Raw genomic sequence first — 19,286 nt, forward strand, 5'->3', positions numbered from 1 at the left:
AGTGTTCATTTGGAAAGTATCACTTAAGTAATTTCCAATTCATTTCTTTTTTTCGCTTGACATATTACCACTGGGCTCTTCTATCTCTTACTTTTTATTATGCCATCAGTTGACAGAAAATAAAAGAAAAACTTTAGTATGCTAATACGATAGCACAATAGAATAAAGAAAAAACGAGAGATCTATCAAGTAGTCTCTCGCCCAATAATTAGTTTACAAACGATTTATTTATAACGAAATCATTTACTCTTTTAGCAACCTCTTGCCCTTCTTTAATCGCCCAGACAATCAAGCTTTGACCCTTCCTAGCGTCTCCTGCTGCAAATACACCTTTCACATTCGTTGTATAATCTTTAGCCGAGGCAACGATACGTTTGTTTAACACCTTTACACCAAACTGGTCCGCCAAAGGAGTTTCTGGACCTTCAAAGCCTATCGCAACAAAAACAAATTGTGCAGGCCATACTTTCTCAGATCCTGGAACTTCTTTAAAAAAGTAGAAACCATCTTCCCCTAATATTTTTTCCATTTGAACGGTATGAAGCTCTTTCAGCTTGCCATCTTTATCTTTGATCATCTTTTTTGTTTGAATTAAGTACTCCCGTGGATCCTTGCCGTATTTTGCATTGGCTTCCTCATATGCATATTCCAATTTATAAATATTTGGGTCTGTAGGCCATTGGTTATCCGCTGCTCGCACTGCAGGTAGCTGTGGATGCTTACCGAATTGTACGACACTTCTACAATTTTGACGTATAGCTGTTGCCACACAGTCTGCTCCAGTGTCACCACCACCAATCACAATGACGTCCTTCCCCTTTGTATTAATAAACTGACCGTCTGCGAAGTTTGAATCTAATAAACTTTTGGTTGTGGAAGTCAAATAGTCCATCGCCATATAAACTCCATCTGCATCACTTCCATCCATGTGGAGGGCGCGCTGTTTCTGTGCACCAATACATAAGATAATTGCGTCGTATTGAAGCTTTAGCTCATCTGCAGTGATATCCTTACCGACCTCTGTGTTTAATACGAAGTCGATACCCTCCTGCTGAAGCAGGTGAACTCTTCTCTCAACTATTTCTTTTTCCAGCTTCATATTTGGAATGCCATACATGAGGAGACCTCCTGCACGATCAGCTCTTTCATACACAGTAACCGAGTGCCCTGCTTGATTTAAATTATCTGCACTTGCCAAACCTGCTGGACCGGAACCAATAATAGCTATTTTTTTACCAGTTCGAACAGAAGGAATTCGAGGTGTAATCCATCCATTTTCAAACCCTTTGTCTATAATTGTTCTTTCTATATTCTTGATAGAAACTGCTGGATCTGTAATAGCTAACGTACACGATCCCTCACAAGGGGCTGGACAAACACGTCCAGTAAACTCCGGAAAGTTATTAGTCATTAATAATCTCTCTAAAGCTTCCTGCCACTTCCCTCGATAAACTAAATCGTTCCATTCTGGTATTAGGTTATTAATTGGGCACCCGGCTGTCGCACCTCTTATCTCAATACCCATATGGCAAAATGGAGTTCCGCAATCCATGCATCTTGCACCTTGTTTACGAAGAGATTCATCCGAAAGTTTGGATGCATATTCCTCCCAGTTTTTTATACGCTTAAGAGGAGCTACTTCCTTGGCTTTTTCTCGTTTATATTCTATAAACCCAGTTGGTTTACCCATATTGAAACTCCTCCTTTCCTTAAATGGCTCTTATTTTTCTCCACAGAAGCAAATGTTTTATAGACTAATATCACTTCAGAAGCGTAGGTTTCTTTTCTACTTTTTTTGTAGATGTTGATAAGAATGCCTTCATCGCTGCCTCGTCTGTCGTCAGTCCTTCATTTTTAAATGTTGCAATTCTTTCTAGCATCTTTTTATAGTCGTTAGGTACAACCTTTACGAATTTGTGAACTGTATCTTCCCATTTGTCCAAGATATTCATAGCCTTTGTGCTTCTTGTATAATAATAATGATCCATGATTAGCTGCCTTACACTATGAATCTCTTCTTTAGACTGAAGGTTTTCAAAACCAATCATTTCCATATTACATTTAAACTTGAATCCTTCTATATCATCCACTAGCACGTAGGCAATACCACCAGACATACCAGCTCCAAAGTTTTTGCCTACGTCACCTAGAATAACTGCTCTACCACCTGTCATGTATTCACAGCCATGATCTCCGATTCCTTCAACGACAACATCAGCTCCACTATTTCTCACTGCAAAACGTTCTCCAGCACGACCGTTAATGAATACGGAACCATTAGTTGCTCCGTACAATGCAACGTTACCAGCTATAACATTTTGTTCTGCTGTTCCCGATAACGGAGAAGTAACTACAAGCTTCCCGCCTGAAATTCCTTTACCAAAATAGTCATTTACATCCCCGTTCACAAACATTGTCATTCCTTGTGGGATATATGCTCCAAAGCTTTGACCTGCCGCACCTTTAAAGCGTAGAGTAATCGAGTCATCAGGTAAGCCGCTTGCTCCGTATTTCTTAGAGATTTCACTCCCTATAATAGTACCTACAACCCGATCAGTATTAGCAATAGTGTAGTTTAAATCTACCTTCGTTTTATGAATGATAGCTTTTTCTACTTGTGGCAGTAACTCTCTGATATCAAATGACTTTTCAAGCTGATGGTCTTGAGCTTGTTTGCAAGTACGGTCCCCACTCACTTGATAAAGCAATACAGATAGATCTAATTGCTGCGCTTTCCAATGAGCCTTCGCTCGCTCGCTAACTTCTAATAGATCCGTTCTACCAACCAATTCATCTACAGTTCGAATACCAAGTAAAGCCATATACTCTCTTACTTCCTCTGCTACAAACTTCATGAAGTTTACAACATAGTCCGCAGACCCACTAAACTTATCTCGTAGCTCTGGATTTTGTGTTGCTATTCCAACTGGACAAGTATCCATATGGCAAGCACGCATCATGACACATCCAAGTACGATTAAAGGGGCAGTCGCAAAACCAAATTCCTCTGCTCCTAACAAGGCAGCCATAACGACATCCTTACCAGTCATGAGTTTGCCATCTGTTTCAAGTACTACTTTGTTTCGCAGCCCATTTAGCATTAATGTTTGATGAGCTTCCGCAAGGCCTAACTCCCAAGGTAGTCCTGTATGCTTAATACTTGTTTTCGGAGACGCTCCCGTTCCACCATCGTACCCACTTACTACAATTACATCCGCTGCACCTTTAGCAACACCCGCAGCAATTGTTCCTACGCCAGATTTTGCAACTAGCTTGACACTAATCCTAGCTGAGCGATTTGCATTTTTTAAGTCATGAATGAGTTGGGCCATATCCTCGATGGAATAGATATCATGATGGGGAGGTGGAGATATTAAACCTACCCCTGTCGTCGAGCCTCTGACATCTGCTACCCATGGGTATACTTTATTGCCTGGAAGCTGACCGCCTTCACCTGGCTTTGCTCCTTGAGCCATTTTAATCTGAAGCTCATCGGCTTCAACCAAGTAGTGGCTGTTTACTCCAAAACGGCCGGAAGCAATTTGTTTAATAGAGCTGCGACGATTATCTCCATTGGTATCTAACACATATCGATTCGGATTTTCTCCGCCCTCTCCACTGTTACTTTTCCCTCCAAGACGATTCATCGCGATCGCTAGCGTTTCATGAGCTTCTTGGCTTAATGAACCAAATGACATCGCACCTGTCTTAAATCTCTTTACAATGGAATCCACTGATTCTACTTCATCTAGTGGAATCTTTTTCGACCCTTTTTTAAAAGTAAGAAGATTTCTTAAAAAGCCGATTCTCTCTTCATTTGCCATTTCTGCATACTGACGATAAAGTCCATAGTCTCCTCGTCGCGTTGCCCATTGAAGGGTATGAATTGTTTTAGGATTAAACGCATGGTGCTCTCCTGTACTTCTCCATTGGAAATCACTGCCCGAATCTAAAGCATCGACAGTAGATTCTACTGCTAAAAGATGTCTTCGAATCGCTTCTTCGCGAATCGTTTCCAGGCCGATTCCACCAAGCTGAGAAATTGTGCCTGTGAAATAGTTTTCAATGACATCATGGCCAATACCTATCGCTTCAAATATTTGTGCTCCACGATAGCTTTGTACTGTGGATATTCCCATTTTAGACATTACCTTAACGACGCCTTCTGCTACACCTTTGCTATACTTAGCAACTGCATCGTCATAGGTACTTTCTAAATGGCCATCATGGATTGCCTCCGCTATAGTTGCATATGCAAGATAAGGATTAATCGCGTCCACCCCATATCCGATGAGAGCAGCAAACTGATGGACCTCTCTTGCTTCCCCGGATTCAACGATTATACTCACCTTCGTACGGTTTCCTGTTCGGAGCAAGTGCTGATGCAGGTTACTGGCTGCCAACAGAACAGGTATAGTCGGTTGTGACACATTTAATGATCTATCTGACAAAATGATAAGCGATACGTTCTTATCTATTAGCTCATCTGCTTCTTTAGAGATCCTCTCTAAATCTTTTTCCAAATCTTCAAACATATTAATATATATAGTGCCACTTCGGAAACTTTCATCCTTCAAATCCTTTATGGATTGAAGCTGTCCATTCGTTAAAACAGGTGTTTCCAAATAGATTCGACGAGCATTGAGCTCTCCAGGGTTAAGTAAGTCACCTTCTGCACCAAGCAACGTCATCGTCGAGGTAACAATATGTTCCCGGATAGAATCGATTGGTGGATTAGTTACTTGCGCAAATAACTGTTTAAAATAATTGAAAAGAGATTGCGGTCTATCGGATAGAACAGCTAACGGAGTATCGTTCCCCATTGAACCAATAGGGTCTTTTCCTTCTATAGCAATTGGCAGAATGTATTTGTGTATATCCTCATACGTATAACCAAATGCCTTTTGACGGAACAATAGGTCCTCTACATTTTCCTGTATATCTTCCTCAGCTATTACCTTGTATTGATGATCATTTAACCACTGCTGATATGGTTGTGCTCTTGCCATCTCAGATTTAATTTCCTCGTCTGAAATAATTCTTTGTTGCTCCAAATCAATTAACAGCATTCTTCCTGGGCTTAAACGTTCCTTATAAAGAATATTTTCTTCCTCAATATCAACTACTCCAACCTCGGAAGAAAAAATAATATAGTCATCTTTTGTGACATAATAACGTGCCGGCCGTAAACCATTGCGGTCTAAAATAGCCCCAATTTGCTTTCCATTTGTAAATGAAATAGCTGTTGGACCATCCCACGGTTCCATTAAAGAGCTGTGGTAAGCATAAAATGCTTTTTTCTCTTGTGAAATGTGTGGATTCTCTGTCCACGGCTCTGGGATAAGCATCATCGCCGTATGCGCTGGAGACCTGCCAGCTAAAACAAAAAATTCAAATGCATTATCGAGCATAGATGAATCACTTCCATTAGGATCAATGACAGGAAGTAGCTTTTCTAAATCATCACCAAAGGCATCCGAAACGAATTGTTGCTCACGGGCCTTCATCCAGTTGACATTACCTCGAAGCGTATTTATCTCCCCGTTATGAACGATGTAGCGATTTGGATGAGCACGCTCCCAGCTAGGGAATGTGTTTGTACTATAACGAGAATGTACTAAAGAAAATGCAGAAGTAAAAAGTTCATCTTGTAAATCTACATAAAACTCGTCTACTTCTTTAGGAGTTAACATTCCTTTAAAAACGATTGTCTGACTAGAAAGACTTGGACAGTAGAATTTTTTTGCTTCCTGCTGGGCCCAATGCTCCACTAGTTTTCTGATGACATAGAGCTTACGCTCGAACGCTAGCGAGTCTTGAAAGTCTTTAGCCTTGATGAATACTTGTCGCACTACAGGTGCAGTTTCACTAGCGGATTCACTTAACTTACTCTTATCAGTAGGAACTGTCCTCCAACCGATTAGCTCTTGCCCTTCAGAAATAATCGTCTCATTTATTTTTAGTTCTATCGCCTGTCTTTCCTCATCATCCTGAGTAAAAAACAACATTCCTACTCCATATTGTCCTTTTTCTGGAAGGTCCCATTGACTGCAAACAACCCGAAAAAAAACATCAGGTATTTGCACCATGAGTCCTGCTCCATCTCCAGTTTGGCCATCACTGCCTTTTCCTGCACGATGGTCTAACCGGCATAACATTTCTAAGCCTTTTTTTACTATATCGTGTGTTGGTAAGCCTTTTATATTAGCATATAAACCTATCCCACAGGCGTCATGCTCTAATTCAGGATTATACATGCCCTGCGCTCCAGGTAATTGGTGAAATGTCATGCAATCGACCTCCATTTTCCAAAAAAGTGTGTTAGGAACATTGTATGTTTTCAAAATAATATAAACAATATATAATTTGGATATAAACAATCTACTTTTGAGATAGGTTAGGAGAAAACTATGGAAATCAGGCAATTAAGGTACTTTAAAGAAGTAGCCGAAAGAGAACATATTTCGGATGCAGCTATTCATTTACACGTCGCACAGTCTGCAGTTAGTAGACAAATCGCTAATCTAGAAAGTGAACTGGGTGTGGAATTATTCGAACGTATTGGGCGAAATGTAAAATTAACGCCAATAGGTAAGATTTTTTTAGAGCATTGCCTGTCTGCACTACAAGCAATCGATTTTGCCAAAAAACAAATTGATGAGTATCTAGATCCAGAAAAAGGAACTATTAAAATCGGTTTCCCAACTAGTTTGGCTGGCCATTTACTCCCCACGGTTATTTCTGCCTTTAAAAAGGAGCATCCTAACGTAGCATTTCAATTGAGACAAGGCTCTTATAATCATTTAATCGAGGCAGTCAAAAAACGAGATATTAATATCGCTTTTTTAGGTCCACTTCCTCCAAAGGATAATACTATTAATACCACCATTTTGTTTTCGGAAAACTTTTCTGTACTAGTACCTACGAACCATCGTTTTGCAAAAAGAGAAAATATTCCCTTAATTGACATGAGAGAAGAAGACTTTGTTCTATTTCCAAAAGGATATATATTGCATAAACTTGTTTATGATGCTTGTCATTCCGTAGGGTTTACGCCTAAAAGTTCATCTGTTGGAGAAGATATGGTTGCCATAAAAGGTCTAGTTGCTGCCGGTGTAGGAATCACGATACTACCAGACAGTACTTTCTATGACTCTATCCCTAGATTTACAACTAAGGTTCCTCTCATATCTCCACCACTCCAAAGGACAGTAGGTATGATTAGTCCGGTGACGAGGGATTTGTCTCCATCAGAAAAGGTATTCCACGACTTTACCATACAGTTCTTCAAGCTATTGAATCAATATCAGTAAGGCCATTTAATAGGCCATTATTGCTATATTGTGGTAAAATAAATGGAAGAGAATGTAGAAATGTGAGGTAGGAAATTTGAAAACAAAGAATGAAAAAAACGAATTGCGGGAATGGGTCGGAGCAATTGGAGTTGCTGTTTTGCTTGCCTTTGGAATACGCTTCTTTTTGTTTATACCTATAGAAGTGGAAGGTGCTTCTATGCTTCCTACCTTTGAAAATGGAGATAAGGTGATGGTCAATAAAATCGGTCCTAAATTTAATGACTACGAGCGATTTGATATTATTGTTTTTAAGGTTAATAAGGAAACTAATTACATCAAGCGAGTTATAGGTTTACCAGGCGACCATATTACCTATAAAGATGATGAGCTTTTAATAAATGGAAAAAAATATGATGAGCCTTATTTAGATGAATTGAAAAAGGAATTAATTGATCATGGCACGCTAACCCAGGACTTTACCCTTGAAGAATACTTAGGTGAATTAGTAGTACCGGAGGGTTCGTTATTTGTACTTGGAGACAATAGACGCTTTAGTAATGACAGCCGAGAGCCTAGTGTTGGGTTCATATCTATGGATATAGTACTCGGTACCGTGAACATGACGTATTATCCCTTAAATAACTTCGGTTTTATTAAGTAGTATAGGCTGCGTTAGAATAAACTAGTAGTTCTTTAATTTTTAATTTTGTTAGCAAAAGACTAGTACCCATTCAGATTAATTAAGTGATATAATATTCCATTCTTAAGACTATCCCTTCTTATTAGTAGAGATCCACAAATCCATTATAAATATTAAAAGCTTCGAAATTTACATTTGTAAAATTTCGAAGCTTTTTTTGTATTTAGTTCTTATTGAGAAAGGCAGCCTCTACATGGTGTATTTGTTGTTCTCTGTCTATTTAAAACTGTATACAATCTTTACATTATATTAAGAACATTTTCAAACTATTGTAGGATAACATTAATATTATTTTTATATTTTCTATCTATTACAGGTCTAGTATATTACAGGTGCCAGGCACCTGTAATATACCAAAATAATCATTGATCTTTAATAATGTCTCTTTCCTTCGTCTCCCCCTTTAATAACGTAGATTTCCTTTGAAAAATGTCTTCTTCCTCTTTGGAAATAGTGCTATCTGTGATAATACCTGTAATTGAGTCAAAATCAGCTATTTTGGAAAAGGCTTTTTTGCCAAATTTATGAGCATCAACGATTAAGTAGACAGCCTCACTGATGTGAAGCATCGCTCTTTTTATGGACGCTTTCTCAAAGCTTGCAGATGTTACACCGTGAACAGCATCTACTGCATCAGCGCTAAGAAATAAAATATCTACAAACATATTTTCCAACATATTTTCTGCAAAAGACCCTACTATAACACCGTCTTCAGTCTGTACCTTACCACCAAGTAGAATTACTTCTAATTTTGAATTAGTTAATTCTGTAGCGATTTTTATATCATTCGTAACTATCGTTAGATTGCAACGTACTTTTAAAATTTTAGCAATCTCTAATGTAGTAGTACCAGAATCTAAAAGAACACTCATTCCGTCTTGTACTAATGTAACAGCAATTTTGGCGATTTCTTTTTTCCTCAGATCTGTTTCCGAAAGATTTTGTTCAAATAATTGCTCTCTTCCGATAACCTGCGGGAGTGCCGCTCCACCATGAGTTCTAATTAATTTTTTGTTTTTTTCTAGTTCGTCTAGGTCTCTCCTTATAGTCATTGCAGAAACATCTAAAAGATCTACAAGCTCTAGTATTTCAACCTTACCCTTAATAGAAAGCTCATCCATTATTATCTTTTTTCTGTTATCAGGAAGCAAATTTATCTCCTCCATATAGCATATTGTTAGCTTTGAACATATTATGTTCTAAATTAACAGAAAAATCAAAAATCTTTGAGCGTAATTAACAATGATCGAAATATTACATTGTTTTGAATTATCAAAAATATATTAGGGGTTTACTGCTGTAGTGTGTTAAAATATACGAATAATTAAAATTAGGAGGGTCATCTAATGCAACTGGCGGAGACAAAATTACTTCAAATTGAAGATGTGTTAAGAGCGCATCAATTTTTAAAAGAGGTTGTGTTACATACACCTTTACAAAAAAACGACTATCTGTCGGAGAAATACGAGGCTAATATATATTTTAAACGTGAAGATCTTCAACATGTTCGCTCATTTAAACTAAGAGGAGCTTACTATAAAATAAAAACTATTGAAGAGGCTGCCTGTAAAAAAGGAGTGGTCTGTGCAAGTGCAGGAAATCATGCCCAAGGAGTGGCTTATGCCTGTGCCCATTTAGGAATATCCGCAAAAATATTTATGCCATTGACTACTCCGAGTCAAAAAATTGAACAGGTAAGAATGTTTGGACGTGAGTTTGTCGAAATTATTCTAGCTGGTGATACTTTTGATGATTCAGCTAGCAGTGCCGTTGCCTACGCAAATGAGAATGATCGACTCTTTATCCACCCTTTTGACGATTTAGATATCATTGCAGGTCAAGGTACAGTCGCAGTTGAAATTATGAATGATATTGATGAAAAGCTAGATTATGTTTTTAGTAGCATTGGTGGAGGTGGTCTAGTGTCAGGCGTTTCTTCCTATATAAAGAATCTATCTCCTAGCACACAAATTATTGGTGTAGAGCCTGCTGGAGCAGCAAGTATGAAGGCAGCAATAGCAAACAGCGGGCCAATCGTACTTGAAACGATAGATAAATTTGTAGATGGGGCAGCGGTTAAGTGCGTCGGAAAGCTAACGCATCAAGTGGTAGCCAAATACGTGGATGATATTACACTTGTTCCAGAAGGAAAGGTATGTACTACCATTTTAGACCTGTACAATAAACACGCTATTATCGCAGAGCCTGCTGGAGCATTATCAGTAGCAGCGCTTGACTCTTATAAGGAACAAATTAAAGGAAAATCTGTAGTTTGTATTATTAGTGGTGGTAACAATGATATTGGAAGAATGCAAGAAATTAAAGAAAAGTCATTGATTCATGAAGGTCTACTCTACTACTTTATCGTGAGCTTCCCACAAAGAGCTGGAGCTTTACGACAATTCCTAGATAAAGTACTCGGTCCGAATGATGACATTACAACCTTTGAATATACGAAAAAAAACAATAAAGAAAGCGGACCTGCATTAGTAGGTATTGAATTGAAAACTAGTAATGATTATTCAGGACTCTTAATGAGAATGAATGAAAATGGATTTTCTTATAAGGAAGTGAATAAAGATAGCACGCTTTTTGAGTTATTAATATAGAAGAATAGCTTTATATCAACATTTATATTAGTTTAATGGCGCCAAAAATTGTTCACAAACTATGTACAGATAAAAATTATTATAATCTAATTCTAGCATTATCACTTTCCCTTTGATATAATAATTCTTGTATTATAAAGATTCTAATCTAGGGGGAAATTAAATGTCTGAAAATCAAAACAACAAAATGACAACTGCAGCTGGAGCACCAGTAGTAGATAACCAAAACTCACAATCAGCTGGTCGAAGAGGTCCTCTTCTACTTCAAGACGTTTGGTTATTAGAGAAACTAGCACACTTTGATAGAGAAGTAATTCCAGAGCGTCGTATGCATGCGAAAGGCTCAGGTGCTTACGGTAAATTTACTGTAACTCATGATATTACTCAATATACTTGCGCTAGTCTATTCTCAGAAATCGGAAAAGAAACAGAAATGTTCGTACGTTTCTCAACTGTTGCTGGAGAACGTGGTGCAGCGGATGCTGAGCGTGATATTCGTGGATTTGCAATGCGTTTCTATACAGAACAAGGTAACTGGGATTTAGTTGGGAACAACACACCAGTATTCTTCTTCCGTGATCCACTAAAATTCCCAGATTTAAACCATGCCATTAAGCGTGACCCACGCACAAATATGCGTAGCGCTAATAGCAACTGGGATTTCTGGACTTCTCTTCCGGAAGCACTTCACCAAATTACTATCGTAATGAGTGAGCGTGGATTACCAAAATCCTACCGTACGATGGACGGGTTTGGAAGCCATACATTCTCAATGATCAACGCGGAAGGCCAACGTGTTTGGGTTAAATTCCACATGAAATCAGTGCAAGGAATTGAAAACCTTACTGACCAAGAAGCTGTTGACATCGTAGGTGTAGACCGCGAAAGTCACCAACGTGACCTAATGGAAGCAATTGATGCAGGTAACTTCCCTAAATGGAAAATGTATATCCAAGTAATGACGGAAGAACAAGCTAACAATATGCCTTACAATCCATTTGATTTAACAAAAGTTTGGTATAAAAAAGATTTCCCACTAATTCCAGTTGGAGAATTCGAATTAAACCGCAACCCAGATAACTATTTTGCAGAAGTAGAGCAAGCTGCATTTACACCAGCTAACGTAGTACCTGGTATCAGCTTCTCTCCAGATAGAATGCTACAAGGTCGCCTATTCTCTTATGGAGATGCAGCACGTTACCGTTTAGGTGTTAACCATCATCAAATTCCAGTTAACCAACCTAAATGCCCATTCCACTCTTACCACCGCGATGGTGCTATGCGTGTAGATGGCAATAAAGGAAGCACCATGACTTACGAGCCAAACAGCTATGGTCAATGGAAAGATCAACCTCAATATAAAGAACCTGCTTTATCTCTTGATGGGGCAGCAACTCAATGGGATTTCCGTGAAGATGACGACAACTACTTTGAGCAACCAGGTAAATTGTTCAATCTTATGAACCCTGAGCAACAGCAAGTCCTTTTTGAAAATACTGCTCGTAATATGAATGGCGTAGAAGATTTCATTAAAATCCGTCACATCATTCACTGCTACAAAGCAGACCCTGCTTATGGTCAAGGCGTTGCTGCGGCAATGGAACTTCCATGGGAAAGAATTGAAGAAGTTATGAACGTAACTGCAACTGTATAAGTTTAGTAAGGCTATCCTCTTGAAGAGGATAGCCTTTTTATGAGCTTCCATATCTCGCTTTTCCTATATAAGTTGCCACTTTTTAGACTCAGATTGACTAAAGCCATTTGTGCTATGATGTAACTATAATGCGTGAATTAGGAGGATATCTTTTTATGGGTACTGTCATAATAATAAGTATTATTATATTCGTCATAGTTCTAGCTTTAACGATTTTCACTATTAACAAGGGCTATGCTTATAAGCATACGATTGATGAACATCCTGACAAAATGGATAAGAAACAAAAAACGCATCCGCCTGAATGAGGCAGATGCGTTTTCTAATATATTATTTTGTTCCCGCTTTTTCTTTTTTAATTTGTTTACTACGTAATTGACCACAGGCTGCATCGATATCAGTACCCTGTTCCATACGTACTCCACAGTTTATTCCTTTATTCTTTAATGTTTGGAAGAAAGCACTAATGGATTTTTCAGTACTACGTTGGTACTGTCCATGCTCATCTACCGGATTATAAGGAATTAGGTTAACATATGAAAGATGACGCTTATTTTCCAATAGCTTAGCCAACTGCTGAGCTTCTTCCACATGATCATTAACGTCTTTAAGTAGGATATACTCAAATGTAATACGACGGTTTGTTTTTTCTAAATAATAGTCAACAGCAGCCATTACTTTCTCAATTGGGAAGGCTTTATTGATAACCATGATTTGAGAACGAAGCTCGTCATTTGGAGCATGTAAAGAAACAGCAAGATTTACTTGAATATTTTCATTAGCAAAGTCAATAATTTTCTTAGCTAGCCCACTTGTAGAAACAGTGATATGACGTGCACCAATTGCAAGTCCTTTTTGATCATTAACTGTTCTTAAGAAGTTCATAAGGTTTTTGTAGTTGTCAAATGGCTCGCCAATACCCATTACTACGATATGACTTACACGTTCGTCTTTTTGAAGCTGATCTAAATGCTCTTGAACCTTCATAATTTGTCCAACTATCTCTCCAGCATCTAAGTCACGACTCTTCTTTAAAAGACCACTTGCACAAAAGCTACAGCCGATATTACAGCCAACTTGAGTTGTTACACATACGGACAGACCGTATTTAAAACGCATTAATACTGTTTCGATTAAATTTCCATCTTGCATTTCAAAAAGGAATTTAATCGTTCCATCTGCAGACTCCTGTTTTACACTTTCTTTTAGCGTTTGGATAACGAAATTTTCTTCTAAAAGATCCAAACAGTCTTTGTTTACATTTTTCATTTCCGCAAAGCTTTGTACTCGTTTAATATATAACCAATCCCATACTTGTTCCGCACGGAATTTCTTTTGACCATGTTCCATTAACCATTCTATTAATTGGTCTCTAGTTAGACCATAAATTGATTTTTTCATTATTTAGCCCCTCTTTTCTTACACATACAATTCGCCTATTATACACCAAATTCTCTTGCACGACAATTAATTATAAAGGAAAAATATTTAAAAAGATATCATTTAGTCTTTCCAATACTAACTTAAATACACTGGAAATTAAAGATATTAGTCCTATTTCCTTTTACTGACGATAATATCATTCATTGAAAGGAATTATGATGAATAAGCTAATAGAACGTGTATAAAAGATTGGAGATATCGATTATGAAGTTTATGAAAAGAAAAAGAGCATTTTTCCATCCTGGTAAAGCATTTTTAAAAGTAATTGTATTCATTACTTGTTTTGCAGCATTTCTACCTACAGGGATTACCAATACGCAGATGAATGATACTTTTTTAGGGAATACAATTAATACTTTTCAACACTCGATTGATAATCTCATGGTTGTCTCATATGAGGTTAATGATACGATCATAGATGAAAATACGGGTCAAGCTGAATATTCCGTGATTACTGCTTATACTCTATTTGGTATTCCATATGCTGAAGTAATTGCTACTGAAGAAAGCAGCTATATTAATAAGAAGTATCTTTTTGTACGTTAAGAAAAGCGCAAGCGCCTATGTCTGCCCCGACAGGCAAATGAAGAAAAGCGAGGAGGCAGTTCCTCAGCCACCGGAGCTTTTATCCATTTGACCCCGAGGGGCAAGGCGATGAAGCTAGACATCAATTTACCCACAGGTTCAGAATTTCATAATTTCCTAAACATTAAAAAAACCGTGAAATCGGCAACTTGATTTCACGGTTTTTTAAGACATTTCTCCATTTTAGTTGTTAGCAGACCCCTCAGAAAGCGTCCGCTGTATCGGAAAACAACTCTAGGTGATTAGAATAGAATCCTCGGAATCTTACCAGGTAGTAAAATTTTTAAGGTTTATAATTGGCAGCCTAGCCTCATATTTATTTTTATATTAGTTATATAGATGTTTCTATTTCGTTCTCGCGAATCCAGTCACTATAGCTACCAACATATAATTTAACATCTTCATATCCTGCTTCTTTTAAGGTTGCATATAATGGAGCTGCAGTTACCCCACTTCCGCAGTACGCGATAACTGGCTTCTTTTTGTTCGTTAGCTCACTTAGCTTTGCAGTTAATGAATCTTTGTCTAAAAAAGTACTACCCTGCTTTAATTGTTCCCAGTCAAAGTTAATTGCTGTGGGGATATGACCCGCTATCGGATCAATTGGCTCTATCTCGCCTCTGAATCGAGCAGCTGCACGTGCATCGATTAACTGACCTTTCTTGTTCCCTTTTACAACCTCACGGACATCGTCCATATTTAACAATATATTATCATTCCAACTTGGAACTACTCTCGTCTTGTCATAATAGGTTACATTTTTAGAAATGGGAAGAGCTTTCTTTATTTCTTCAAAACCTTGACGTAAAACTTTAACATTCTTAAAGCCTGCCCACTCTAGTAAAAAATATGCTCTTAAAGAAAAAGGTACTGCTCCTTGATCGTATATAACTATTTGGTCATCCAATGATAGTCCTGCGCTCTGTACGAGTTCTGTCATTTTCTCTTTCGAAATCATTGGATGTCTACCTTGAACATCCTCCATGTTAGAAAGATCTTTTTCTAAGTCCCAGTAAACCGCACCTTCTACATGCCCATCTTGAAACAAATCAAATCCAGCCTTAGAATCAGCCAGGTTAAAGCGTGTATCGATAAACCTTGTAGTATTAACATCAATCTCAGATAGTTCGATAAAAACCTTTGTCACTAAGCATTACCTCCACCCTGAATTTTTTGATAAATATCTTTCCAGCGGTTCAACGTCTCTTCTTGCTCCAACAGTTTTCGCTCAGCAGCAAGCTGTTGTAATGATTCATTCAACCATTTTATACGAGCTCGCTCTATTTCTTGATCAGCATAATGGATTAGCCATTCAACTAATCTTTGTTTCTCTTGTTCGATATAGGCTGTTGCTTCTACTTTTGTTTCCTCAGACAAAGTATCCCTTAACTTTTCTTTTTCATTCTTCTCGAAAAAGGACTTAGCATTTTTAAAATATGATTTTACGTGACTATATTTATCTTTGTCTTGGAAAGGCCCTACAAACTCTAATAATTCATAGTCCTCACTTTCATGAGGGCTAAACGTTAAGCTTCCATTCCAATCCTTTAAGATTCTCATTTCTTCCTTGTCCAGCTGGGTTATTTGTCTCTGGATAAATTGAAGAACTCGGAAGTTGGTTACACGTAACTCCTGCTCCAAATCAAACCGGATCATTTGAAGAATATCTTTTAGAGCGATGTCTAAAGCAACAGAAGCATTGTGATTAGAAAACAGGGAAGGATTATAAGCTTCCTTGAAAAATTCATTAAAGCGATAATACACACGTTGTAAAACATAAAAAAGTAGCGATTCTAACTCTTGCGTTGTATCCTTTGTTAAGGATATAGCGTTGTACTGTGTATATCGTTCTCTTATTTTTGCTTCTTGATTAGTAAGCTCCGTCAGTCTTTCTTCTTTTCGAGCTAGATTAGCCTCGGTTTGTTGAATGAGAGATAACAATTTATTTTTCTGGCGATTCGATTCCTCTTCTAAAGCAATGACAGCAATTTGCTTAAGATCCTGCTCTAAGAATTGATGGAATGATTTTTCAAACTGCTCCATTCCTTTATGTAGCTGCTTCTTATTTTCTTTTTCTTGCAAAGCTTGAAGACTAGAGACACCAAACACTCGAGGGAAACGAATACCAAAACGCTGTAGCTCGTCCTTAACATATTGTTTTACTAAATCTGCCTCTTCCTCATTGCTTGCAAGGTCAATTGCATTTACTACAAAGAACATCTTGTCTAGCTCAAAAGAGTCCTTCACACGGCCAAGCTGGATTAGGAATTCTCTATCTGCTTTAGCAAAAGCATGGTTAAAGTACGTCACAAATAATACTGCATCTGCGTTTCTAATGTAGTCGAAAGCGACTCCTGTGTGTCTAGCATTTATGGAGTCTGCTCCCGGAGTATCAACTAAAGTTACTCCTAATCTTGTTAACTCACAATCAAAATAGAAATCAATAAAATCTACGAAGCAGCTTTTAGATTCCTGTGCGACAAAAAGAGAAAATTCCTTTTCATCTACATTTAAAACTTCTCCCAGCTTGTCCTTTACAGCAGGGTATCCGATATAAAATGCGTTAATAAAGGATTTATGAACTTCCTCAGTAGAGTTCTCTTTTACTGCAGCTGGAGCTTTTTCGAAGGCTTCTTCTAAAGAAGTAATAGTTATTCCTAACTGTTCAAAGGCATACTTAACATCCTCTAAAAGCTGTTCTTGCGTCTTCAAGCTAACATCAGCCGTATTATGCAAGTGAGTATCTGTTACGGGATGTATTTTATTTATGGTTGCCGTAGTAGGGTTTGGTGATACAGGCAACACATTAGCTCCCATCAGTGCATTAGAAAAACTTGATTTTCCGGCACTAAAAGCTCCAAAAAGCGCAATAGTGAATTGTTGGTTTTCTACCCGCATTGCTTTCTTCTTAATAATGGAAGCAGCTTCCTGAAAGTCAGGGAGCTCTTTTAAAATCTCTCCAATTTTATTTGCACGGTGAATAATTTCATCAAATGCTAATATTGGAGCTTCCTCAGATCTCTCCTCTTCAGTAGCGACAGCATTAACTGCCTCTTCTTCCTCTTCAGTTGTCTCTACATATTCCACAATAGAACGTTCGAACAATTGACGTTCTTCGTTCCACTCACTTAAAAGATCGACACTATCCTTTCGAATTTGAAGAGTAGGAGCTATTAATAACTTGCTAAGGTCCTCTACCCTTTTCTCTATTTCTGTCACTTTTAAAATAGCTTCTTGTTTTTCTCTTAAAGTATCCGTTTTCTTATTAAACTGCTCGTCTTCAGTAGAAGAATTCTCTTCAATATATTGAATATTTTCTTCTTTCCAAGCTTCCGTTTCTTTTACAAAGTATCGGCTAACTGCATCGTTTACACGATTTGCATAATTTAATATCGCGTCACCAGTTGTACTAGCCCCATTATGGATCGTATCTACGATAATTTCGGATGGCAAGGAAAATGACATATTATTTATTTCACTTGTCTTACTGTCATTTAATAAACCAACATCTTTTAGCATCCGCTTCATTAAGTTTTTAATATGTGCCGTAATATGAGTGGAAACAATTGTCTCTAGTAGCTCAATTGTCTCTGTTAACCTATTATTTCTTTCTTGTTCCGTCTTTTTCTTACTCGATAAGAAGCCAACTTTGAAGTTATCCTGCCTGCTTTCCGCATAACTCTTTAGCTTCTCCCGAATTTCATACGTCATTATCGAGGCATTGCTTAAGATTTCTTTTCTGTTAGATTCAAATACCTTTTTCCAAGCGTCGCTTTCTTGAAGCTTTTTTTGTTTCTCAGAGACTTCAAACTGTTCCAAGATTTCTTCGACATTAATCCAATCTTCCTCGGTTAATAAATAACTTAGCTCATGCTGTAAACCTTTTTTTTCCTCTTCTAAAAATGCCAGATGCTCATCTTTTAGTTTATCTAATGTAGCTGTAGCTGAAAGTAAAAAAAGTTCTTCTTTATGAAGGATTGAATCATTTACAATTTGTTTTACTTGCTCAAAGTCATTATGTAGCATCTCTCTGTTTTTTAAAGAGGTATAGTAAATATCCTTTGGAACAACATTCCAAGCGGTAAAAGCAGATGACACAGATTCTTTATAAGCAGTAAAAGACAACTCTTCTTCTCGGTGCTTATCAATCTGGTTAACGATTAAGTATATGTTTTCATTGTAATGCAGCAATTGTTTCGTAAATTGAAAGTTCAATTCAGACTGTACATGGTTATAGTCCATCACATAAAATACGATGTCTGCGAGATGGAGCGCCGACTCTGTTGACACTCGGTGAGCGTCATCTGTAGAATCAACACCAGGCGTATCCATAACGGTAATACCTTTTGGAAGCCCAGATGTTTTATGTCCAATTTCTATTTGAGAAACCTTACTACCATCCTTTGAATATTTTTTTACATGCTGTATATCATATTCTCCTGAGAATTTAACAGGAGACTGATCCACAAAGTGGACAATCGCATAATTTTCATCTGCTTTATTTACCGTTACAATATTAGCCGACGTAGGTATGGGACTAGTCGGTAGCAGTTGTTCATTTACGAGTGCATTGATCATACTAGATTTACCTGCTGAGAAGTGACCAGCAAAAGCAATGGTAAATGTTTGTTTTTCTAATTTATCTGCAAATAGCTTTGACTTGGCATATCTTTCATTATCCTTGTTTTGCTTAAAGATAGCTGCAAGCAAAGCGTTTTTCTGTTTAATATTCTGTAGTTCTTCTAATTGATCCATTTGAAATTTTTCCCCTTTTTATCTAATAAACAATATGTATATCATATCAGAAAATATAAAAAAAGATGACTTTATTGTCATAAAGTCATCACATAAATAATTCTTATTTTGAATGAGGTGTTATTGAACTTAATACATGCTTTGTAACTACGCTATAAATAACAACTGTTGAGCCAATTAAAATATATAACATGACTATCTCCCTCTCAACTGAACTTGATATTCATTCTCATTTAAATGATAAC

Annotated in this window: 12 protein-coding genes; 6 read left to right on the forward strand and 6 right to left on the reverse strand. The window is 37.4% G+C overall.

Annotation, left to right across the window (positions count from 1 at the left end):
* Nucleotides 1-208: 208 nt before the first annotated feature.
* On the reverse strand, nucleotides 209-1,690 hold the full coding sequence (gltD, locus tag HF876_RS07880) for a glutamate synthase small subunit (protein WP_169359521.1): 1,482 nt from the start codon (nucleotides 1,688-1,690) through the stop codon (nucleotides 209-211).
* A 70-nt stretch (nucleotides 1,691-1,760) separates the two neighbouring features.
* Nucleotides 1,761-6,290: a glutamate synthase large subunit gene (gene gltB, locus HF876_RS07885; protein WP_169359522.1), complete on the reverse strand. Its 4,530-nt coding sequence runs from the start codon at nucleotides 6,288-6,290 to the stop codon at nucleotides 1,761-1,763.
* Between the two features lie 120 nt (nucleotides 6,291-6,410).
* Between gltB and gltC the strand changes: the two genes are divergently transcribed.
* Nucleotides 6,411-7,313, forward strand: a complete 903-nt coding sequence (gene gltC / locus HF876_RS07890) for a glutamate biosynthesis transcriptional regulator GltC (RefSeq protein ID WP_169359523.1) — start codon at nucleotides 6,411-6,413, stop codon at nucleotides 7,311-7,313.
* Nucleotides 7,314-7,389: 76 nt separating this feature from the next.
* Nucleotides 7,390-7,956 (forward strand): signal peptidase I, encoded by a 567-nt coding sequence (lepB, locus tag HF876_RS07895; protein ID WP_169359524.1) that lies wholly within the window; start codon nucleotides 7,390-7,392, stop codon nucleotides 7,954-7,956.
* 401 nt (nucleotides 7,957-8,357) lie between these two features.
* On the opposite strand, the gene HF876_RS07900 is transcribed toward lepB, so the two are convergent.
* Complete coding sequence (locus tag HF876_RS07900; RefSeq protein ID WP_169359525.1) at nucleotides 8,358-9,146, reverse strand: DeoR/GlpR family DNA-binding transcription regulator; 789 nt, start codon at nucleotides 9,144-9,146, stop codon at nucleotides 8,358-8,360.
* Between the two features lie 195 nt (nucleotides 9,147-9,341).
* Between HF876_RS07900 and ilvA the strand changes: the two genes are divergently transcribed.
* From ilvA to ytzI, 3 genes are all read left to right on the forward strand, one after another.
* Nucleotides 9,342-10,604 carry a threonine ammonia-lyase IlvA gene (gene ilvA, locus HF876_RS07905; protein WP_169359526.1) on the forward strand — a complete coding sequence of 421 codons (1,263 nt, stop codon included), beginning with the start codon at nucleotides 9,342-9,344 and terminating at the stop codon, nucleotides 10,602-10,604.
* Nucleotides 10,605-10,767: 163 nt separating this feature from the next.
* Nucleotides 10,768-12,258 (forward strand): catalase, encoded by a 1,491-nt coding sequence (locus HF876_RS07910; RefSeq protein ID WP_169359527.1) that lies wholly within the window; start codon nucleotides 10,768-10,770, stop codon nucleotides 12,256-12,258.
* Between the two features lie 155 nt (nucleotides 12,259-12,413).
* Nucleotides 12,414-12,566, forward strand: coding sequence for a YtzI protein (gene ytzI / locus HF876_RS07915; protein WP_169359528.1), 153 nt, complete (start codon nucleotides 12,414-12,416; stop codon nucleotides 12,564-12,566).
* Nucleotides 12,567-12,588: 22 nt separating this feature from the next.
* On the opposite strand, the gene rlmN is transcribed toward ytzI, so the two are convergent.
* Nucleotides 12,589-13,659: a dual-specificity RNA methyltransferase RlmN gene (rlmN, locus tag HF876_RS07920; protein WP_169359529.1), complete on the reverse strand. Its 1,071-nt coding sequence runs from the start codon at nucleotides 13,657-13,659 to the stop codon at nucleotides 12,589-12,591.
* A 246-nt stretch (nucleotides 13,660-13,905) separates the two neighbouring features.
* On the opposite strand from rlmN, the gene HF876_RS07925 reads away from it, so the two are divergent.
* Nucleotides 13,906-14,247, forward strand: coding sequence for a hypothetical protein (locus HF876_RS07925; RefSeq protein ID WP_169359530.1), 342 nt, complete (start codon nucleotides 13,906-13,908; stop codon nucleotides 14,245-14,247).
* Between the two features lie 370 nt (nucleotides 14,248-14,617).
* Here HF876_RS07925 and HF876_RS19250 read toward each other — a convergent pair whose 3' ends face one another.
* Both HF876_RS19250 and HF876_RS07935 read right to left on the reverse strand, forming a co-directional pair.
* Nucleotides 14,618-15,433 carry a rhodanese-like domain-containing protein gene (locus HF876_RS19250; protein WP_169359531.1) on the reverse strand — a complete coding sequence of 272 codons (816 nt, stop codon included), beginning with the start codon at nucleotides 15,431-15,433 and terminating at the stop codon, nucleotides 14,618-14,620.
* Nucleotides 15,433-19,041: a dynamin family protein gene (locus tag HF876_RS07935; protein ID WP_169359532.1), complete on the reverse strand. Its 3,609-nt coding sequence runs from the start codon at nucleotides 19,039-19,041 to the stop codon at nucleotides 15,433-15,435. The genes HF876_RS19250 and HF876_RS07935 overlap by 1 nt, the downstream gene beginning before the upstream one ends.
* Between the last annotated feature and the right edge of the window lie 245 nt (nucleotides 19,042-19,286).

The organism is Psychrobacillus sp. BL-248-WT-3 (assembly GCF_012843435.1).
Taxonomy (GTDB): Bacteria; Bacillota; Bacilli; order Bacillales_A; family Planococcaceae; genus Psychrobacillus.